General features: G+C 35.4%; 13 protein-coding genes. 12 read left to right on the plus strand and 1 reads right to left on the minus strand.

All coding sequences use genetic code 11. The features are described 5' to 3' along the window. Positions 1–377 precede the first annotated feature (377 nt). From MKY96_RS00320 to MKY96_RS00330, 3 genes are all read left to right on the plus strand, one after another. Positions 378–1,733 carry an AlbA family DNA-binding domain-containing protein gene (locus MKY96_RS00320; protein ID WP_340937802.1) on the plus strand — a complete coding sequence of 452 codons (1,356 nt, stop codon included), beginning with the start codon at positions 378–380 and terminating at the stop codon, positions 1,731–1,733. A gap of 234 nt (positions 1,734–1,967) precedes the next feature. Further along, a complete protein-coding gene (locus tag MKY96_RS00325; protein WP_340937803.1) occupies positions 1,968–4,613 on the plus strand; it encodes a KAP family P-loop NTPase fold protein in 2,646 nt (881 codons plus the stop codon). Positions 4,614–5,084: 471 nt separating this feature from the next. Continuing rightward, a complete protein-coding gene (locus MKY96_RS00330) occupies positions 5,085–5,270 on the plus strand; it encodes a hypothetical protein (protein ID WP_340937804.1) in 186 nt (61 codons plus the stop codon). A gap of 10 nt (positions 5,271–5,280) precedes the next feature. On the opposite strand, the gene MKY96_RS00335 is transcribed toward MKY96_RS00330, so the two are convergent. After that, positions 5,281–5,883, minus strand: a complete 603-nt coding sequence (locus MKY96_RS00335; RefSeq protein WP_340937806.1) for a helix-turn-helix domain-containing protein — start codon at positions 5,881–5,883, stop codon at positions 5,281–5,283. 97 nt (positions 5,884–5,980) lie between these two features. Between MKY96_RS00335 and MKY96_RS00340 the strand changes: the two genes are divergently transcribed. From MKY96_RS00340 to MKY96_RS00380, 9 genes are all read left to right on the plus strand, one after another. Further along, positions 5,981–6,829: a TnsA endonuclease N-terminal domain-containing protein gene (locus MKY96_RS00340; protein ID WP_340937808.1), complete on the plus strand. Its 849-nt coding sequence runs from the start codon at positions 5,981–5,983 to the stop codon at positions 6,827–6,829. Then, entirely contained in the window at positions 6,813–7,022 is a 210-nt protein-coding gene (locus MKY96_RS00345) for a hypothetical protein (RefSeq protein ID WP_340937812.1), read from the plus strand. The genes MKY96_RS00340 and MKY96_RS00345 overlap by 17 nt, the downstream gene beginning before the upstream one ends. Continuing rightward, positions 7,019–9,181 (plus strand): Mu transposase C-terminal domain-containing protein, encoded by a 2,163-nt coding sequence (locus tag MKY96_RS00350; RefSeq protein ID WP_340937813.1) that lies wholly within the window; start codon positions 7,019–7,021, stop codon positions 9,179–9,181. Before MKY96_RS00345 ends, MKY96_RS00350 begins: the two co-directional genes overlap by 4 nt. Beyond that, a complete protein-coding gene (locus tag MKY96_RS00355) occupies positions 9,174–10,901 on the plus strand; it encodes an ATP-binding protein (RefSeq protein ID WP_340937815.1) in 1,728 nt (575 codons plus the stop codon). Before MKY96_RS00350 ends, MKY96_RS00355 begins: the two co-directional genes overlap by 8 nt. 61 nt (positions 10,902–10,962) lie before the next feature. Continuing rightward, the gene (locus MKY96_RS00360; protein WP_340937817.1) at positions 10,963–12,693 is read left to right on the plus strand and encodes a TnsD family Tn7-like transposition protein; all 1,731 of its coding nucleotides are present in this window, start codon (positions 10,963–10,965) and stop codon (positions 12,691–12,693) included. 44 nt (positions 12,694–12,737) lie between these two features. Next, entirely contained in the window at positions 12,738–14,645 is a 1,908-nt protein-coding gene (locus MKY96_RS00365; RefSeq protein WP_340937818.1) for a TnsD family Tn7-like transposition protein, read from the plus strand. Between the two features lie 267 nt (positions 14,646–14,912). After that, a complete protein-coding gene (locus MKY96_RS00370) occupies positions 14,913–15,773 on the plus strand; it encodes an HNH endonuclease (protein ID WP_340937820.1) in 861 nt (286 codons plus the stop codon). 636 nt (positions 15,774–16,409) lie between these two features. Next, a complete protein-coding gene (locus MKY96_RS00375) occupies positions 16,410–17,570 on the plus strand; it encodes a hypothetical protein (RefSeq protein WP_340937822.1) in 1,161 nt (386 codons plus the stop codon). A 249-nt stretch (positions 17,571–17,819) separates the two neighbouring features. Continuing rightward, positions 17,820–18,764, plus strand: a complete 945-nt coding sequence (locus MKY96_RS00380) for an AlbA family DNA-binding domain-containing protein (protein WP_340937824.1) — start codon at positions 17,820–17,822, stop codon at positions 18,762–18,764. Positions 18,765–18,791 lie beyond the last annotated feature (27 nt).

Below are 18,791 nucleotides of genomic sequence, written 5' to 3' on the forward strand. Positions count from 1 at the left end.
TAACGCTGTACCCTTAATTTTCATTCATTATATATATTGTGTTATGGGAAGGCATCAAACGTACAGATACAGATATATGCTCTGCTCCGTAGAGAACTTTAGCACAAGTTATTTTAGCTTAAATTAGTGACGGTCTAAAATGATTGTACGTTGTTAAACTAAGAGTAGTTATCATATTGAATAAATTGAAATTGTAAATAGAATATGTATCTATACATGGGGGACGAGGCGAATAGATATTATTTCCAAGACGAATCAAACTATTACTCCATACCGATGCTGAAGAACTTTCAAGACAAAATTATGTTTAACGGAGGTATATAAAAGCGTCCTGTTTAGGATAATTGAATAGCTTAAAATTAAGGGGGATCATACATATGGGGATTAAGAAAGAACTTCTGAAACAATTAGATAGTGGAAGTTTTGAGGACATACACTGGGAATTTAAAAATTCAAGAAAATGTTTGAATGATAATGATAAATTTAATGGTGATGACTTTGCCAAACTTATAGTTGCATTTTCAAATAGGGAGGGAGGAAATATAGTCATTGGAATTAATGATGATGGTACTTATGAAGGTAACGGAATATTCGAGAAGTTTGAATCGAATGGTAAAAAAGGAAATGATATGCTTGGTCAATATTTTCAACAGACTGTGAAGGACAAAATTAGTCCTTCTATTAATATTACTGCAAATTATTTTAAAATTGAAGAAAATGAACTTTTTCTTATTGAAGTACCTAGGAGAAGAAGTATTCCTCATGCAGTGGTTAGTGGTAGGGATAGTGGGAGGATAAAAGGAAGGGTTTATTATATAAGAACAAACCACGGTAATGAATTGGTGGATGATGAACATCTTACTTGGCTATTCCATAACACGACATTGCCGAAATTTAATGTTAAATGTATATCAGAGATAATTACTGATATACATTTTAATCCAACATATACGAACCTTATAGGTATTCCTGAAGAACTTCAATTAGCTCCGAATATTTCTAACAAAATAACTTCAGTATATTTACTTTTAGATCCAAATAAAATAAATGCACTTTCAAATAATGAAAGGATACGATTAATGATTGAGTTATTTTTTTATTCTTTAATAACTGTACTTGGAGAACGATTAGGTCATTATGATACCAATACAAATTCACATTTATTACCTGAAGTTAAATTTGTGAATGATTCATTTATTTTTGATGAATATGGTAATGAAAACATTGACATAGCAATCCCAATAAGTAATTTTTTTAGTTGGCAATTTAGGTCTTCTTTAAAAGATCATGCTAATATATATTATGATAGTGTTAATGGCACAATACAACTAAAAACGAGTAACCCGTATTATGATTTAATCATAAATGTAGCATATAAAGACCAACTATTTGGCTTATCAAATGATAATCCTTATAGTTGGCTATCTATAAAATCTGCATATGAAAAGGATAAAAGTGCTAGTTCAAGTTCTAGATTAAATGATTATATAACTAATCTATTTGAAATTACTGTAGGTGCAACTGTAAAATATCCTGAAAAGTTTGATGAGGATTATTATAAAGAGTTGGAATACTTACAGGAACTATCGGAAGAAGTTTTAGAAACTTGGGATCGTTCACGGTTTTATAAAAACTACCCCCATCATTATAAATTATATGAGATAGGCAACAGAATTAAAAATATTGAGAGCATAATAATGAATACAACTGATAACGATTGTAAATTCAAATAATATTGTGCATGTAAGCGGGTATGACAAGTAATATTGAGTTTTTATTTTAGTTAGGTGTTGGAAGACAAGGACTTTTATACAGGTCTTATTAGGACGAGAATTAAAGCCGGGACTAAAAATATACGAGTTATTAGGCTAAAGGGAAAATACATAGCCATTTTTTAAAGATCACCCTATAATAGGAGAACTGTTTTTTTCATTTGATGAGAAATTTATTATTGTGAAGGTGAGTTAATGGTGAAAATTAGTAAGGAACAATTTAATACAGGCAGATGGTTGGCTGGTAAGCTGGGGCCGCCGCTTCTGTTTGGAAGCATGATATATCTTGGATTGCTTATACTCAGGGTTTATGGGACAGCGCTGTTCGCTAGAACCTATGTAGGCCCTGCTCAGCAAATCGTCATACTTGCCTATGTTCTGGCTATGCTGTTAGCCGCATGGGGTTATCAGCAGGTGCTTACCGGTTGGGTATCGTGGAGCAGAAATCCGTTGTTAATGCGAAAATTTCTGTTCTACAACGGGGGGGCTGCAGCAATTGTGGCTGATCACCTATTAAACGATCAGTACTCTGGCTGGGGCAGACCACTTTTCTCAGTTTTATATGATATAACTTTCGGACTGAGTGTAGTATTGTTATTATTTTTTGCCGCGGCGATTCTGATCTCTCTGATCGTTAAATATTGGAGCGGAAAGACTTCTCCCGTGAGCGAGCAACCAAAAGCAGTCCGTTTTAGCACAGAACCCTCCCTCGGAAAACAGGGAAAGGATAAGCTGAACAGAGAAGGATTTGCAGAACACATAGCCCGGACTATTGAAAAGCACGCAAGTTCAGCCAACGAAGGGGCTTTGACCATTGGTTTGTTTGGCCCGTGGGGCTCAGGAAAAACATCCATATTTGATTTGATGGAGAAAAAGTTGGAGGAAGAAAGTAGAAGCAGCACAGTAATTGTCCGCTTTCAGCCATGGTTTTTCGGCAAGGATTACATGAATCTGATTCCCGAGTTTTTGAACAAGCTAATAGATTCGGTGAAAGTTCATTCCAAAGGTTATGATCCGGGACTAATCCGTGACTTGAAATCTTATCGGAAGCTGCTAACTCCACTCAGCCTGCGTCCTCCAGGGATGATCATTAGCCTCAAGGACTTGCCTCAAGATGCTGAATTCAGCAAAGATTATACAGATGCGGATGCCATGAGGGTGCAAATTGTGGAGCGACTCAAGTTTGCGAAGATTAAGCTTCTAGTTTTTATTGATGATCTGGACCGGTTAGATAATAAAGAAATCCAGATGGTGTTTAAGCTGGTGCGCATGGTCGCGGATTTCCCGAACACCACTTACATTATTGCAATGGATGAGGAGATCATCGTCAATTCATTGGCGCAGATGTACTCCAAAGAATTTGCAAAAGATGTAGGCAAGGATTATCTCGAAAAATTCATCCAAGTTCCGTTATACATACCTGCTTGCGATATGGAGCTGCTCAGCGTCCTTGGTTGGGAACTGATAGAGCCTATTCTGGTGGCGGAGAAAATTGCGCTTAACCAGATACATGTCAGGGATATTCTAATGCAGATGGAGATTTCGCCCCGCAATTTGCAGCGTCTAAGCAATCTATTACAGGTCTATCTGCCTTTGTTGAAGAAGGAAATATACGCGATGGATCTGATCAGTTTGTTAGCGATTAAAGTCGCCAAACCGGGCTTGTTCGAATTTATATTAAAGCACAGCGATTATTTTCTAGGTAAAGTAAGGAATATGGAAAGTCAAGCGGATTTCAGGAAAAAGGTCAGATCATTATATGCATCATATTACAAAATCTTAGATAAGATGTTCCCTCTAATGGATAACAATGAGCTCAAAAAGGAATGGGAGCTGCAGAAGAGGATCGGGACGCCCGAGCACTTCTGGACATATTTCATGTACTCCACACCATCCAATAAGTTATCTGAATCTGATTTGGACACATTTTATGCAGCATTGGAAGAGGGGGGCTCAGAGGCTGAATTACAGGAAGCCCACTTAATCAACAAGACCTCATCACATATTCTACATAAAAAGCTGCAAGAGAAGATTGCCGCTTCTAAGGTAAGCAGGAATCAGCTGTTGTACATTTTTTTTACAGAGAAATTCAACAGCAGGTACGACAAAGGGTCTTACTCAAACTATTCTGAAGGTCAGACATTAATCTCTTTATTCAAATTTTTATACATAAATACCGGAAATCAATCGAATTTTAATGTTTTATTTTATAAAAAACCAACAAATCTTGCTCTACTGGGCAGGGTGTATGAACAACACAATAGCATAGAAGGCCTGAAGCAAGATATCCAAAGCTATTTATCCGTGCATTTTACTTACCCGCTTTTAAGGGAACATCATGAGGAGGATATCCGTAGAATATTCAGGGCTTGGTCGGAGACGGCTCAAGAAGACGAGAAATGTAAGCAACTAAGGGCTATATCTACTCAATACGGACTAGATGCTATAATAAGATTTTTAATGACTGATTTAGTAATAGAGGATATTAAACTTCTTGATGCTTATGTGAATGTTCTGGAGTACGTTCCTATATCTGTGATCAATAAAGGACTATCGGGCCTGGAGCATATTACTTCAAACAAGGATATGAATCAGGAATTCACGAAGAGCAGTAACCGTTATCTTATTATCCTCAGTTATATGCATAATACGATGTACAATTTCGTTCTTCAGGCATTGACCCAAATATATACTAGCAGCGGAACTCCTGAGCATAAGTTTTCCCAAGCTATCGATCGCTTGTGCGAACTGGGAGATTCTGAGCTTATCGGGGACATACGTAGCCTTCACAATCAAATACAGTTACATAATCACAATCAGGAAGCTCAAATAGATCCATAGAACGACTTTTGTGAGCACAATATACTAAGATAAACCTCTAAATGAGATGCATAGCCAAGCAGATGTTTATGCAGGGGAAGAGGAGACTATAAAGTTTATCTTTACAGCAATAAATCAGGATACTTCTATTTTCTTTTCAATGAGTATCGCTAAAATTCAGGAGTAGACAGTTAAAGGAAACTCTACAGTGCAAAAAAATTTGATTTAAATTTATTAGTAAAGATTCATGAGAAAGAGCGGGAGAACATGATTAAGTGGTGTTCGAAATAATGAATAGAAAACCAAAAAGACTCACAGAGTGAGGCTAGTAATTAGCCTATCATCTGTGGTTTTTTTTGTTCTATAATATTTGATTATTGATTTTAGTATAAATTATCTAATTTCGGATATAAATATAAACAGCTGTAATTAAGAGGTATAAAGAACAATAATACCTTTAAATAACGAGTCCATATCCCAAGGAGAGTTAACATGATATTTGAGATCACAGAAGATATGCAGCAGAAGATCAAAAAGTGGGATTCATGTAAGCCTGTTGATGTTACAGGAGCTAATTTTTCCTACACTTTCATTCCTACTGGGCTGGGATTGGTTATCCAGGTGAAGTGCGATATATGTAAACGAACATTAGACCTGACAGAAGATTTTTTGATCTAACTCAAAGCTTCTAGAGAACCGAAGAATCCTCATCCAAGATAGGAATAACATTAAGCAGTTCATCTTTGATTTCATCCTCAACTTCTTTCACTCTTCTCATAATAGTTTCAATAACTGTAGTGAGCATTTGCTTATCTTTATAACTTACTTCCTTATCTTCTACAACAAGTGAAATGCCAGAATTGATTAATTTCGATAATTCCCATGAGGTTCCTTTGACAAAAGCATAATCAATTTGTGGGAAAATTGATAATTGGCCAAATGGATCTCGAAAGTGTGGCTCTGGGAAATTGGATAAGCCAAGTAAGTAGTCTGACGAAACTTCTAGTGCGTTGGATAAAGCAACAATTTGTGTTGGGTCAGGATTTGCTTTTCCACGTTCCCAATTTGAGATTACAAATTTAGATGTAGGTATCTTATTGGCTAAATCTTCTTGAGTCCAATCTCTTGATATCCTTGTTTGCTTAATTCGGTCACCTAATATTAACAAGAAAATTCCTCCTATAGATATTTGTCGAAAAATATTTTGCAAGTCAAAACATGCTTCTTTGTTGATATTAATATAACATACACGGATTAAAATTGCAAAATAATTGAATTTATTTGTTGACAAAAAATACAGCCATCATTTATTATTTTATTCAAACATAAATTGAATTATTGTTTTGTTTTATTGATTTATATTCAACTTAAAATTGGGAGGAATATGTATGGCCAAAAGAAGCTATCAAACCACAGCAGCAACCATTGCTAGACGGATCAAAGAAGGGAGAGGCCAAGGACACTTTAAGGAGTATAAACCGTGGTTAACCATCCACGATGTTCCTTCGCTAGGAGTTGTAACAAGGGTTCCAGGTTGGAAGAGCGGGCGTTTGCATCATTATCTTTCTGAACATTATGAGCTAGCACATCATTATCAGATGGAATGGGCGTTAGATGTTATCGACATCAGGGAACAATACCCGCTGCTCCCGTTAGAAAGAACGCTTTTTATTGCAGAGAAACTAGGCATAAGATATCCTATTGATCCTAAAACGAAGTATCCAATTGTTATGACTACTGACATGATGCTGACGATAAAGTCAGCAGATGACGTTCGATTTATGGCTCATTCCATTAAGCCCTCCAACAAATTAAGTCGTAGAGTATTAGAAAAACTTCAGATCGAAAAAAGCTTCTTTAAAGATTTGGGCATTCAATGGAGATTAATCACGGAGAAGCAAATTAACTACGATTTAGTGAAAAATGTAGAGTGGTTGCATTCCTCTAAAACCTTGGAAGAGACAACCTATCTAAGTAATGAGCTGGTGTATGAGTTGGAGCCTGTACTCTACGAATGTATTAATAATCAAAACAAACCGTTAGCAAAAATCACTTTAGACATTGACCAGAAAAAAGACTTACCAATGGGGACAAGCATGAATGCTGTTCGATATCTAATTGCGAATCGTTTGTGGGAAGTTAATATGAGCCAACGTATCCTTCCTACACAAAAGCGATTAATCATTCAAACAAATCATTTTAAAAATTGGAGGTCAAATCATGATGAATTTTATTAATGGGTCTGTTGAAGAGACGTTAGGCTCTATTCTTGCATCAGAAGATTGGAATAAGGAAATTCAAACAAATCAAGCACTACCGTTTGAAGTGGAACTTGACAGCATGCTTATTGATGTAATAGTTCTTGATGAGTCTAAAGGAATTGTAAGACTCCAGGTAAACTTTCTTGCAATTAAGGAGAAAGTCAAATGAACATCTTTATAAATACTCTGTTTGATATGAGAGATGCGGAGTCGAAGCTGATAGATTGCGTAAGAGTGTTATATATAGACCATTCCAAGGATTGCATCGTCACCTTCTCAATCATTAATGAAAATGCATTCCCGGAGTACAAGCTAATTTCCTCTATTGAGCAAGAAGTCGTCGACGGAACTCTGATCAAGCGTGAAGTTGACCCATACGTGAGATTTATGATTCCAGATGAAAAGCTTAATGAAAAAGAAATTTCAATTAGAGATGAGGCGTGGAAGTTAATAAGAGAGCTTGTTGAACTGGAGCCCAATATATTTGATCCAAAAGAGCGTTATCAAATGATCAAAAAGGAAATAGAGAAGACAAAGAAAAGCAAAAGGCTATATTACAAGTATTTACGCTTTTATTGGGCCGGTGGGAAAATAGTAAATGCCTTACTTCCGAGGTTTAGGAAATGTGGAGGAGTTGGTATAAAGAAAAATCCAAGAGAAAAGATGGGAAGACCAAGGGAAACCAGTAAATCTGTTGATGCTAACTACAACGGCGTAATAGTAACCACGGGCACACGGAAGATTTTTGATGCAATTATCAGAGATGTTTATTTAAAAGTGAATAGAAGAGACTCTGTAAGGTTTACATATATTGAAATGCTAAAGAAGTATTATCAGATCGGTACTGAAAAAAAGGGGAAATATGAAATACCGATTATACCGCCTGAACACGAACTACCAAGTATGGCCCAGTTGCGGTACCATATTCGAAAAAATTTTAACAAGCGTAAGCAATTAATAGAAAGAGAAGGAGAAGTTACTTTTAATCGTGACTTTAGGCCTTTGTTAGGATCGGAAACAAGAAAGGCTACCGGACCGGGACAGATCTTTGAAGTTGATGCGACAGTTGCTGATGTATATTTAGTCAGTTCCGAGGATTCAAACCTAATTGTTGGCAGACCGGTTGTTTATATTGTTGTTGATGTATACAGTCATATGATTGTTGGATTCTATGTCGGTTTTGAAGGCCCCTCATGGCTCGGGTTAATGATGGCTATTGAGAATACTGTTGAGAATAAGGTCGAATTTTGTGAGCAGTTTGGTATTACAATCACTGAAGACGAATGGCCTTGTCATCATATGCCGCAACACTTTTACGCGGACCGAGGAGAAATGGAAAGTAAAAAGGCAGACTCCCTTGGCAATGCGTTAGGAATTAAGTTAAAGAATACACCGCCATATAGAGCGGATTTAAAGGGAATAGTAGAACAACAATTTCGCACTTTAAATCTCACTCTTCAGCCATGGATGCCGGGTGCAGTTAAACACGAATATAAGAAGCGTGGCGGTCCTGAATATGTACTGGACGCAAAGCTCACGCTAAATGATTTTATAGAAATGATGATTGAAATGATCCTTCACAGAAATAACCATCTATACATGGAGTATTACCCGTTAGATAAAGACCAAGCGCAGGATAAAGTTCGTCCCGTTGCTAGAGATTTGTGGAATTGGGGAGTAGCCCATAATCATTATTTAAAGATTCTTGATCCGGACATTGTCCGTTTAAATGTTTTGCCTGAAGCAACCGTAACGGCAAGTCGAGAGGGGATATATTTTGAGGGAATGTATTATGGGTCTGAGAAATTACTGTTGGAAGGTGGGTTTATAAAGGGGAAATCGCCTAAGGTTGTAATTGCTTATGATAGAAGATGTATGAATCATATTTATGTGAAAACGGATAAAGGAAAAGGAATGATTAAGTGTAATTTATTGCCTAAATCATCGCGCTTTATGAACCTAAGTCTTGAAGAAGTCAAGTCTATAAAGTACGAGGAAAAGCTCAATAGAGATTTGTACAAGTCACCAGAACTCAAGGAAGAAGTAGCTTTGAATACAAAACTTGAGACAATAGCACAAAAAGCAATTGATCGAAGCGAAGCGAATGAGGACAGTAGTTTAACTAAAACTGAGCGGAAAGCTAATCTTCGGGAAAATAAAATGAATGAAAGAGATAAACTGCGCAAGAATCAAGCTTATGAATTGGGAAAGACAGATGATGAAGAAGGTACAGTTGATAAAGTAACTCCAATTGAAATATATAAGCCTAAGTCCAAATTAAGCCTTCTTGCAAAATTAAAAGCCGAGGGAGCTCAAAATCATGGATAAGAGAAATACGAAAAGTTTTACTACTTATCAGTATTCTCCCAGCCTTATTGGTAGACAAGAAGAAGCGAAATACTCAGAACAGTACATCTCAGGCTATAAAGGAAATCCTTTTATTGAAGCATTACCACCCATTTTTGAGGAGGAGGATGTAGCATTACATATCAGGAAATATCCTGATTATGATGTTAACCAACGTAAGCTTGGAAAAGAGACGAGGTTACACCTTATTCAACAGATTTCAGACTATGTTGAGCCATTGCCTTCACATTTTCTTGCAGCTCAGAGGCTTTCAAGGCAAATGCGCCATGCTTATAAAGCCCGAAATCCATTCCTTCCAGAATATATTAGACAGTTTAATATCGGCTTCAAGGAAATTCTTGATAGTGGAATTGACCAGACAGGAAAAAATATTGCTGGCATAAGATCTACCGCTGCAGCCTTTTCTATATTGGGTGTAAGTGGGCAAGGAAAGACGACGACAATAGAGAGCTCTTTGCTAATGTATCCCCAGGTAATTCATCATTCGACATACAACGGAAAGCCTTTTATTCGTAAGCAAATTGTTTGGCTTAAATTAAATTGCCCTTTTGATGGTTCATTAAAAGGTTTATGCTTCAACTTTTTGCAATCCGTCGATTCAATATTGGGTACAAACTACTTTCGAAAGTTTGCATCTCGTGGGGCTTCAGTAGACATGCTGATTCCAATTATGGCCCACCTCGCCTCACTACATGGTTTAGGAGTATTAGTAATTGATGAGATCCAAAACTTGAGCTTTATGAAAAGCGGTGGAGCAGCTAAGATGCTTAATTACTTTACGCAGCTAATTAATACAATAGGAGTACCGGTCGTACTAGTGGGAACATTTAAAGCGATGAAACTCCTATCAAGCTCCTTTAGTCAAGCTCGAAGAAGTACTGGACAAGGGGACATGATAATGGACCGACTGGAAGAGGGAGAAGAGTGGGACTTTTTTTTAGAAAGCCTTTGGAACTATCAATGGACCGCAACAGAAACACCACTTAAGCAGAACCTTAAGAACAAGATGTATGAACTTTCACAGGGGATAATAGATATAGCAGTTAAATTATATATGTTAGCTCAGTGGCAGGCTATTGAGGATGGAGAGGACAAGGAGAAAATTACAGTTGCTCTATTGGATACAGTTGCTAAGCAGCATATGCAGCTTGTTCAGCCTTTGCTGAAAATACTAAAACGAAATGATCCTAATGCCTGGAATTTAATAGATGATTTATATCCTAAATGGGACGAGTTAGATCTATATCTACGAAATTCTGCTGAGAAGGTAAATGTTCAAGGTGAAGTTAGAAGTAAAATGTTGCGTGATGAGAATGTAGAGCGTGAAGAGGACAAATATCTTGAACTCGTTAAAACAGCTATTGATTTTGGAGTGGATTCTAATATAGCTCAGGAAATCTCAAATAAAATTCTTCACTCTAACGAGCAGGACAAAGATATGGTGGAACTTCGGAAACAGCTTGTCAAAGAAATTACAAGGGATAATATAGATGGAAAAACTGAAGAGGAAAAAGTTAAAACAAAGGGGAGACAAAAGAAGAAGCAAGCACAATTACTTGATGAAGAAGATCTCAGAAATGCAGTAAAAGATAATGGAAAGGATACAGAGGCTATATGTGAAAAATTAATGGATATGGGTAGCATGTCAACGGAAGATGATCTCTCAAAACTCATTATATAAGTCATGATCGAGTACTAAGAATACTTTAAAAGGGGAAAACTAGCAATAGATATCTGAGAGGATGATTCTATTGCTAGCTTATTTTCCTACACTTTATAAAGATGAATTACTGTACAGTGGTATTGCAAGATACCATATAAATTCTGGTAATAAGACTCAAAAACAGACCATTGAGGACCTCTTTGGGGATGGCTGGGTATGTGCAACTGCGGATTTACCTACTCATTTAAGTGCTCTAGTTTCAAAGATTCATAATCTGTATTCTTCTGAGCAATTGATAAGGGAACATACGCTATTACCCTATTACACGCATTTTATGAGTCAAAGTAAGATTGAACAGATTGAGATGTTAATGAAGGAAGGTACTGCACAAGGAGCCGTTCATGCCAGTTTAGGTTTGATGGCTACTAAAGTGAAAATCCCTAAATATCTTCAATTTTGCCGCGAGTGCTATGCAGAGGAGGCTGAGACATGTGAACCCTACTGGCACCGGTCGCACCAGTTACCGGGTGTAGCTGTTTGCTCGGTGCATAAGCAACGACTTGTCATAAGCAACGTTGAGTGTGGGACGCAGAATCACAAATTCGAATTTGTAGCCTTGTCGACGATAAAAAAGGATCAGTGTCAAGAGTTGAATATTGGTAGCAGTTGGAAGGATACTCTTGTTTATATTGCTGAGCAATCGGCATCTATGCTGGTGCCCTCATGTTTACAAAAAAATGCCTTACCGGCATATAAAGATTCGTTGTACAAGGAAGGGTATTTAACACCGAAAGGAAGGGTAAAGTTCCAGCGGCTAATTCAAAACCTCCGGTTGTTTTATACTGATGAGCTGTTACATTATCTAAAATGCGAAGTGACGGGAGCATCCGAAACTTGGCTGCATAAGATCATTAGAACTTCCGGTGAAATAATACAACCGTTGAGGCACATGTTAATTGTCAAATTTCTTGGAGATATTATAAATACTCCAACAAGTCATAGCGCTTTACCATTTGGAGAAGCACCCTGGCCGTGTTTAAACAAAGCTGCAGGGCATTATCGGCTTGATGTTATAAAAGATTGCAAAATATCCCGATGTAATAGAACTGGAAGACCAGTAGGTACTTTTCAGTGCTCCTGTGGTTTCATTTATTCACGTACCGGTCCGGATCAATCTGTTCATGATAGATATCGGGTTGGACGGTTAAAGGAATTCGGTCAGATTTGGCTTGCGAAACTAAGGGAGGTAGATCAAACCAACCTTTCACTTCGGCAAAAAGCAAAAGAGTTAGGTGTTGATCCTGGTACAGTGAAAAATCAAATGAAAAAAATTACAGATACATCCAGTAAGACGGATGAAAATGGGTATAAGTCTAGGCAGTCTCAAAGAAGTATTAAAGGAACTAAACATGTTATGGAGCAAGGTACGCCTTACATAAAGGGAAAAAGAGTAAATTGGGATGAAAGGGACAGTAAATTGTTCAGGTTAGTGAAGAAGGCTGTTGAGCAGATAAAGAACCTGCCTGATCCCCAGAGAATTACTTATGTATCGATTGCGCGATATTCTGACGCTGGAGATTTATCAATTAAAATATTGAGAAATTCAAGTAAAATCCCTAAGACAAAAGCTTTTATAGAAGAGCAGCTGGATACGACTGAGACATTTCAAATTCGTAGATTGGTTTGGGCAGCAACGAAATTAGAAAATACTGAAGGAAAAATAGAAGGCTGGAAACTGATGAAATTAGCTGGATTAAATCCACCCCTAAAGGCTAGTGTTTTTCATGTATATAAGGAATTAATACCATAAACATATTTTGAATTTAGTTGTCTATTTATAAAGGAGGTTCAGATTTGAGTATAATATGTTATTTCCCTACACCATTTTTAAATGAGGATTTTAGGAGTTTGTTATACCGGTATCACATAGTCACACTTAATAAAGAAATGCCTCAAACGAATCAAGAGTTGTTTGGAACAAGATCGAATTTCACGGTGTTTCCAAGAGGACTAAATAAATTAATAAGTAGTTTTCCTTCTTTCTCGAAAATTGATGTGCAAAACTTTATTGATCAGCATACATTACTTCCGGTTTTTTTGCCGTTCATTACACAAGAACAGTGTGGGAAAATTATGAGTGAGGTTGCAAATGGAGGGAATCAGAAAGAAAGCCTTGTGGGGAAGTTAGTAGGTAATAAATATGGAAGAAGCATTTCAGAAACAATTAAGTATTGTCCTTGCTGTATTAATGAAGATGAGAATCTCTACGGGTCTGTGTACATTCACAGGGAACATCAATTTTCTTTTATAAAAACATGTATAAGACATAAAGTTAAGCTTATATCCCAATGTATTGAATGTGGCGTCGCTCTTGAGTATTCTCCTCTACATTTAAAATGTAATAATGGACATTCTGTATGTAACAATCATCCTCCAGAGAAGAAGGTCTTAGAAGAGCTGGAACAAGGGCTTCAACTTGACATTGAGTATATTCTACAAAATCATCAAGGTTTAAATGATAACTTGATAAAATATAAATTCTCAGAATATCTTGCCATCAAGGGTTATATGAAAAAGAAATCTATAAAATGCCAGGACTTCGCCAACGACTTTATTAACTATTACTCAGAGAGTAAGCTTGCTGAGTTAGGCTTCGATATTGATTATTTATATAAGCATAATACTTATGAGAATATTTTTCGAAATGAAAAACTCGTCGTAAACGTACTACTGATATTGTTAATAATAAGATTTCTGGGAGGTACATTTGAAAAATTTATGACAGAAACACTGAACTTAAGTGTTGAAATCCCCTTTGGGAATGGCCCCTGGGAATGTAAGAACAAATACTGTCCTAAGTTTGGGATCGCAATTATAACTCATTGTGAAAGGAAAAATTGGGAACCACAAGGTTATTACTCCGGGAAGTTCTGTTGTGGATATTGCAACTCAATATATGTAAGACGCTGGATACCAGGTGAGGGGGCGAAAAGTGACAGGGTAAGCTTTGAATCTAATGAAAAAGTAAAAGAGCAAATCATTTCTCTATTAAGCATAGGCCTCTCATATAAGGCAATAGCAAGTAAGGTATATCGATCCACAGAGCTAGTAAAAAAGGTAATAAGAGATTACTTAGAATCTGTAAGTCAGTTAGAAGTTGCTTGTTCAATGGAGGAGGAATTTGAGCAGGTTGAGAATTTGAAAAAAATAAAGTTTCGCGAGAAATTAAAAAGCGTGATGTTTGAGCATCAGGAATTGAGTCGAAATCATATAAGACAAAAATGTAGTAATGCTTACATATGGCTATTGAAGAACGATAAGGAATGGCTTGAAGAGAACTTACCACCTTCAAAGTTATCTGAGGAGCACAAAATTAAATGGTCAGAAATAGATGAAACCCTTGCCGTAAGAGTAAAAGAAGTATCCATTCTATTAAAAGACAGCAATTATAAATCTCGTATTTCAAAGAGTGCCATAACAAATGCCTTATCAAAACAGGACAGCGGACGTATTAATAATAACATTAAAGATTTACCAAAGACGGCCAAAGCACTTCAGGTATTCTCGGAAACCAAGGAAGAGTATCAGATTCGATATTTGCCAAGTATTGTTCAGCAACTAAGGAAACATTACAACTATAGGGAAGTCAGACTTGAGTCTGTTCAATCATATCGAATTTCTTATAGAGATATAACTGAAGAATTGAAGGAAAAGCTGATAAAGGAATTGGAAAATTTAAATTCTTGTTATTACTCGAGATAATTCAATTATCATCTTATATATCAAATTATATCTCAAACAATAAAGATCACCACCGCGATTGGAATTGTGGTGGTGATCCTTTTTGTTTTTATTATCAGTGATATAATTGGTAATAGAATAGATGAAGTGCTTTTTCAAATAATCTAGGATATTGAAATTCCTGAAATATAATAATAAAATCTAAAATACCCAGAATATAGTGTAGGTTAGATTATTGAAGGCTGCCTCTATAAAAGCAAACGTAGGTAACATTTGGAGGGATTGTGCATGAGACGAACTGTAAAGCATGAGGTATTTCCCTATAAGGAATCAGTTTATTTGGCGAGCTTAGTTATATCTGAATTTTATAGTGATGTACCTTACAGTGAAAATCAATTTAGCTCATTTCTGGATTTAGAAAAAGAACATATTCCTATTAAACTTGCTGTATCTTCAAAAGTGACTGTTTTGCATTTATTTATAAATTGGATATATGGGAACATTAGAGACATTTACGATACTTTAAGAGATACAGATTATGACCCGAATTATTTAGATGCTGAAGAAAAAAACATCTCTCTTTTCGCTACAATTTCTCTTCCTCGACCTGTATTAGAACATGAAGATGATGAATGTACAGGAGATAACACTTGTGAAATTTGTTCGGGTATTCGTGAGTATACAGATCATCTTGAAAGGTTAAAAGCAAAGGCAGTTCCTCATATTATTCATTCTTCATTTCATATTATAATGTTAGACAAAGCCTTCTTGGTTGATTTCCATACAAGATTAGGTCAGTGGGTTTTAGAAAATCATAATTTTTTAAATCAGACCATTCCCTCGTATATTACAAAAACAGGTAAAATAAAGAGGATGTCTAACTGGCCGGCATGGCTTAAAAAGGGGATTTTCTTTCGCGATAAGGGAGTATGTACCATATGTAGAAATCCATTGAGTGGTGATTTATTTCTTGGTATTGATCCTGATATGGATCATATAGTTCCCTTATCGCTCTATGGAACTAATGACCCTTCGAACATTCAAATCCTGTGTAACATTTGCAATAATTCTAAACGTGATTATTCAAGTGCTACTTCTTTTTATGATATACCATATTGGAATCTCGAAGATGACAATGAACTAATTTGATTAAATATTTTCTAAATCCATTAATTAATTTTGAAGCGCTTTTCAATAAATAATCATTCACTTGATTTATTTTACTAGGGGTGAGTATGTATTATATTGGAACCATGATTCCAAGATGATATTTTTGCGAGCAAGGGCTTTGTTTTGTGTAGCTATAATAGTGGCTTCGCCTTGTACAAGGGGTAGCCACTTTCTTCTAAGTCTAAGGCATACAGCTATGATGAAGTTGGTTACGTACTCCCCTTTTCAGCATTATTCTATACAGTTACAACAAGTTCCACATCTATTATTTTATATATACAATATAGTTCTTAAATTGTATGAGCTATGAAAAATTGAAAATCCTACTAAAATATACAATAATTAATTAATTGTCTTCAAATTAAGTGATATGTTAGGCACAGTGAATCCTAGCGATTATTTTAATAAATAGCGTTGCTTAATTTTTTTGTTTAGATTGCGAAAAGCTTGTTCCAATTGATTTACATAGTTCGAAATTTGAAGGGGACAGTTATGGTTGTGGGTTTGATTGTCCGGTATGTAAAAGTGGGAGTATAGTTTCTTAACATATTTTTTTGAAAAACTTTGATAAAAAACAAATGATTTCAATTTTTGAAATGTGGTGGGGGAGAAAAAATGATCAATTTTTACGAAGAACGTAGCTATACGATCAAATATATAAACCAAGTCTTAAAAGAATTTTTTGAAATGTTTATTGAGTTTGCTAATAACCTTGAATTTGAGGATATTTATGCTGAGGCATTTCCAAAACATTTAAGAGACAAACCAGAAAGTTGTTTAGAAAGATTAGAACAATTAAATGAAAATATAATAGATGACTTTTATCACGATATTTTACCGTTAGATGAATATATAATTTATCATATTTTGACTTACATGGACGAAGCATTAGAACTAGAGGAAAAAAGCAATATCTTTACTTTTGTGCAAAATAAGCTATTCGAGGATTATGGAAGCCGATTGTTGGAAGAGCAGCTTGAAGTTATTAATTCATTAAATAATATTAATGATATCATTGGTCTGATTTTTGAAGATGTTGACTTTTTGGATGTTGGCTTGCTGTTTCAACACTATGTAATTAATCCAGTCAATTTCGAGAAGATTTTTCATGTTGATTTAGATCTTTATGTAGAATTGATGCCTTATGATATTAGAAAGAAATATAACCATATAAAAAAAGATAATGAAAATAAAGCCTTAAAGAATCCCAATTCAAATATCAATTTTGTTAACTTTGATTCAAAAGAGGAGTTCATTGAAGTTATTAGAGGAACAATGAATAAGTTTTCTCATTATGTTCGGAATAAGAAATTGCATAAATTGATAAATGGAAAAAATAAGAGTTTTAGCGAAAAGGAATTTCAAATTTTATTTAGTTTTTACTTAGAAATTTACTTGAAAGGTTTTGATCTCGATATTTCTCCTGAAGTAGACACTGGAAGAGGTAGCCTTGATTTTAAGATTAGCTGTGGGAAAAAATATAAAGTTGTAATAGAATTTAAGATGGATACAAATAGCAACTTAAACAAAGGGTTAGAATTTCAACTACCACTATATCAGCATGTGACAGAAGTCGATTATGGGATTTATTCAATAGTTTGTTTAGATGATAGCTCATATAATAAAAGTGACTATTATCGAAAAAAAGCAAACGAGATGTCCATAAAGTATGGTGTGCTTATTGAGTATTTTTGTATTGATGCTAGAGATGATAAACTATCAGCTTCTAAAGTTAGTTCGGATGATGAGATGCATATCTCTAATGTTGATTTTTAATTCTTTTAAGAATAACGTTAATACATTTCGATCTAAAATTTATTTTAAAGGAAAAGCTTGGATGAGTAACGATCTAAAAAGGGTGGGTACAGCGAAATATAGTCGCATATGCTTATCCTTTTTATTTTGTTACTGTAGTCTAAAAAATTGGGTTTATTACGAAATGGTAAGGTTTTCATGACTGAAGTAGAATTTTACATATATCATAAAGTCAATTCTATCTAACTGCTTAGAGCAGACGAGGTGAATATGGATAAAATTATAAAAGCGTTAATAGAAGATGGATATGAATGTGACTATTTAGATTTTAAGGAAAAACAATACTCTAAAGAAAAAAATGTGGACTTGATTATGGATATAATGGCTATGGCTAACTCCAGCCATAATGGAGATAAATTTATTATTGTGGGAATTAAGGAGCGGCCTGGGGGAAAAGAAATTAAAGGGATTAACCCAGAAGAACTCATTGACTCATCTAACTACAACCAAGTAGTTCACAGTAATATTGAGCCCGATATAGAGTTCGACTATTTTAAGTATGAATACAACGGGGCAACTTTAGGTGTTTTCAGGATTTACGGTACTGAAAATAAACCATATATGTTGAAGAAAAAATATGAACGCCTTAACGAAGGACTATGCTTAATTCGTAAAGGTAGTACGAACTCTTTAGCAAAACGAAGAGACTTCGATAATATGTACCTCAATAAAGGTCAATTTGAAATCAGATTTCTAGAGCAGAATTTGCATGCAGTATACGATATAGTAGGTTGTGCATCTATTGAGTTAGCTTTTTCTAATACGACTGATATACCTATTACTATAATTGCAGGTGAGTTGTTTATAAAAGATAAGAGCGGAGCAATAGTGCTAACTAGCCACCCAGTCTTTGGGCTAAACGAGTTTGTCGGGGCCGATTTTAAATTAGTATTACAGCCAAAGTCTGAAGTTGTTGGAAATCTATTTGTCGGCTTTAATTCATCGCAGGCGTTATCTCTAAATAGTGATGAGTATGGAATATGCGAAGAGGATTTTGTTTTTGAGTTAAGACTATTAGATGCTCGGCATAAGCAATATAACATACTAAAGTCTGACGGAAAGGTATTTATTGATGGTGATTTTCTGTGGAAAGTAAAGCAATTAAAAGGAGTTCCTCATAGGTTTAGAGCTCAGGGAACTAATTTTAATATATAGAAACTATTAAAAAATGGTTAGGGGGCT

The organism is Paenibacillus sp. FSL R7-0302 (genome assembly GCF_038006885.1).
GTDB lineage: Bacteria > Bacillota > Bacilli > Paenibacillales > Paenibacillaceae > Paenibacillus_AQ.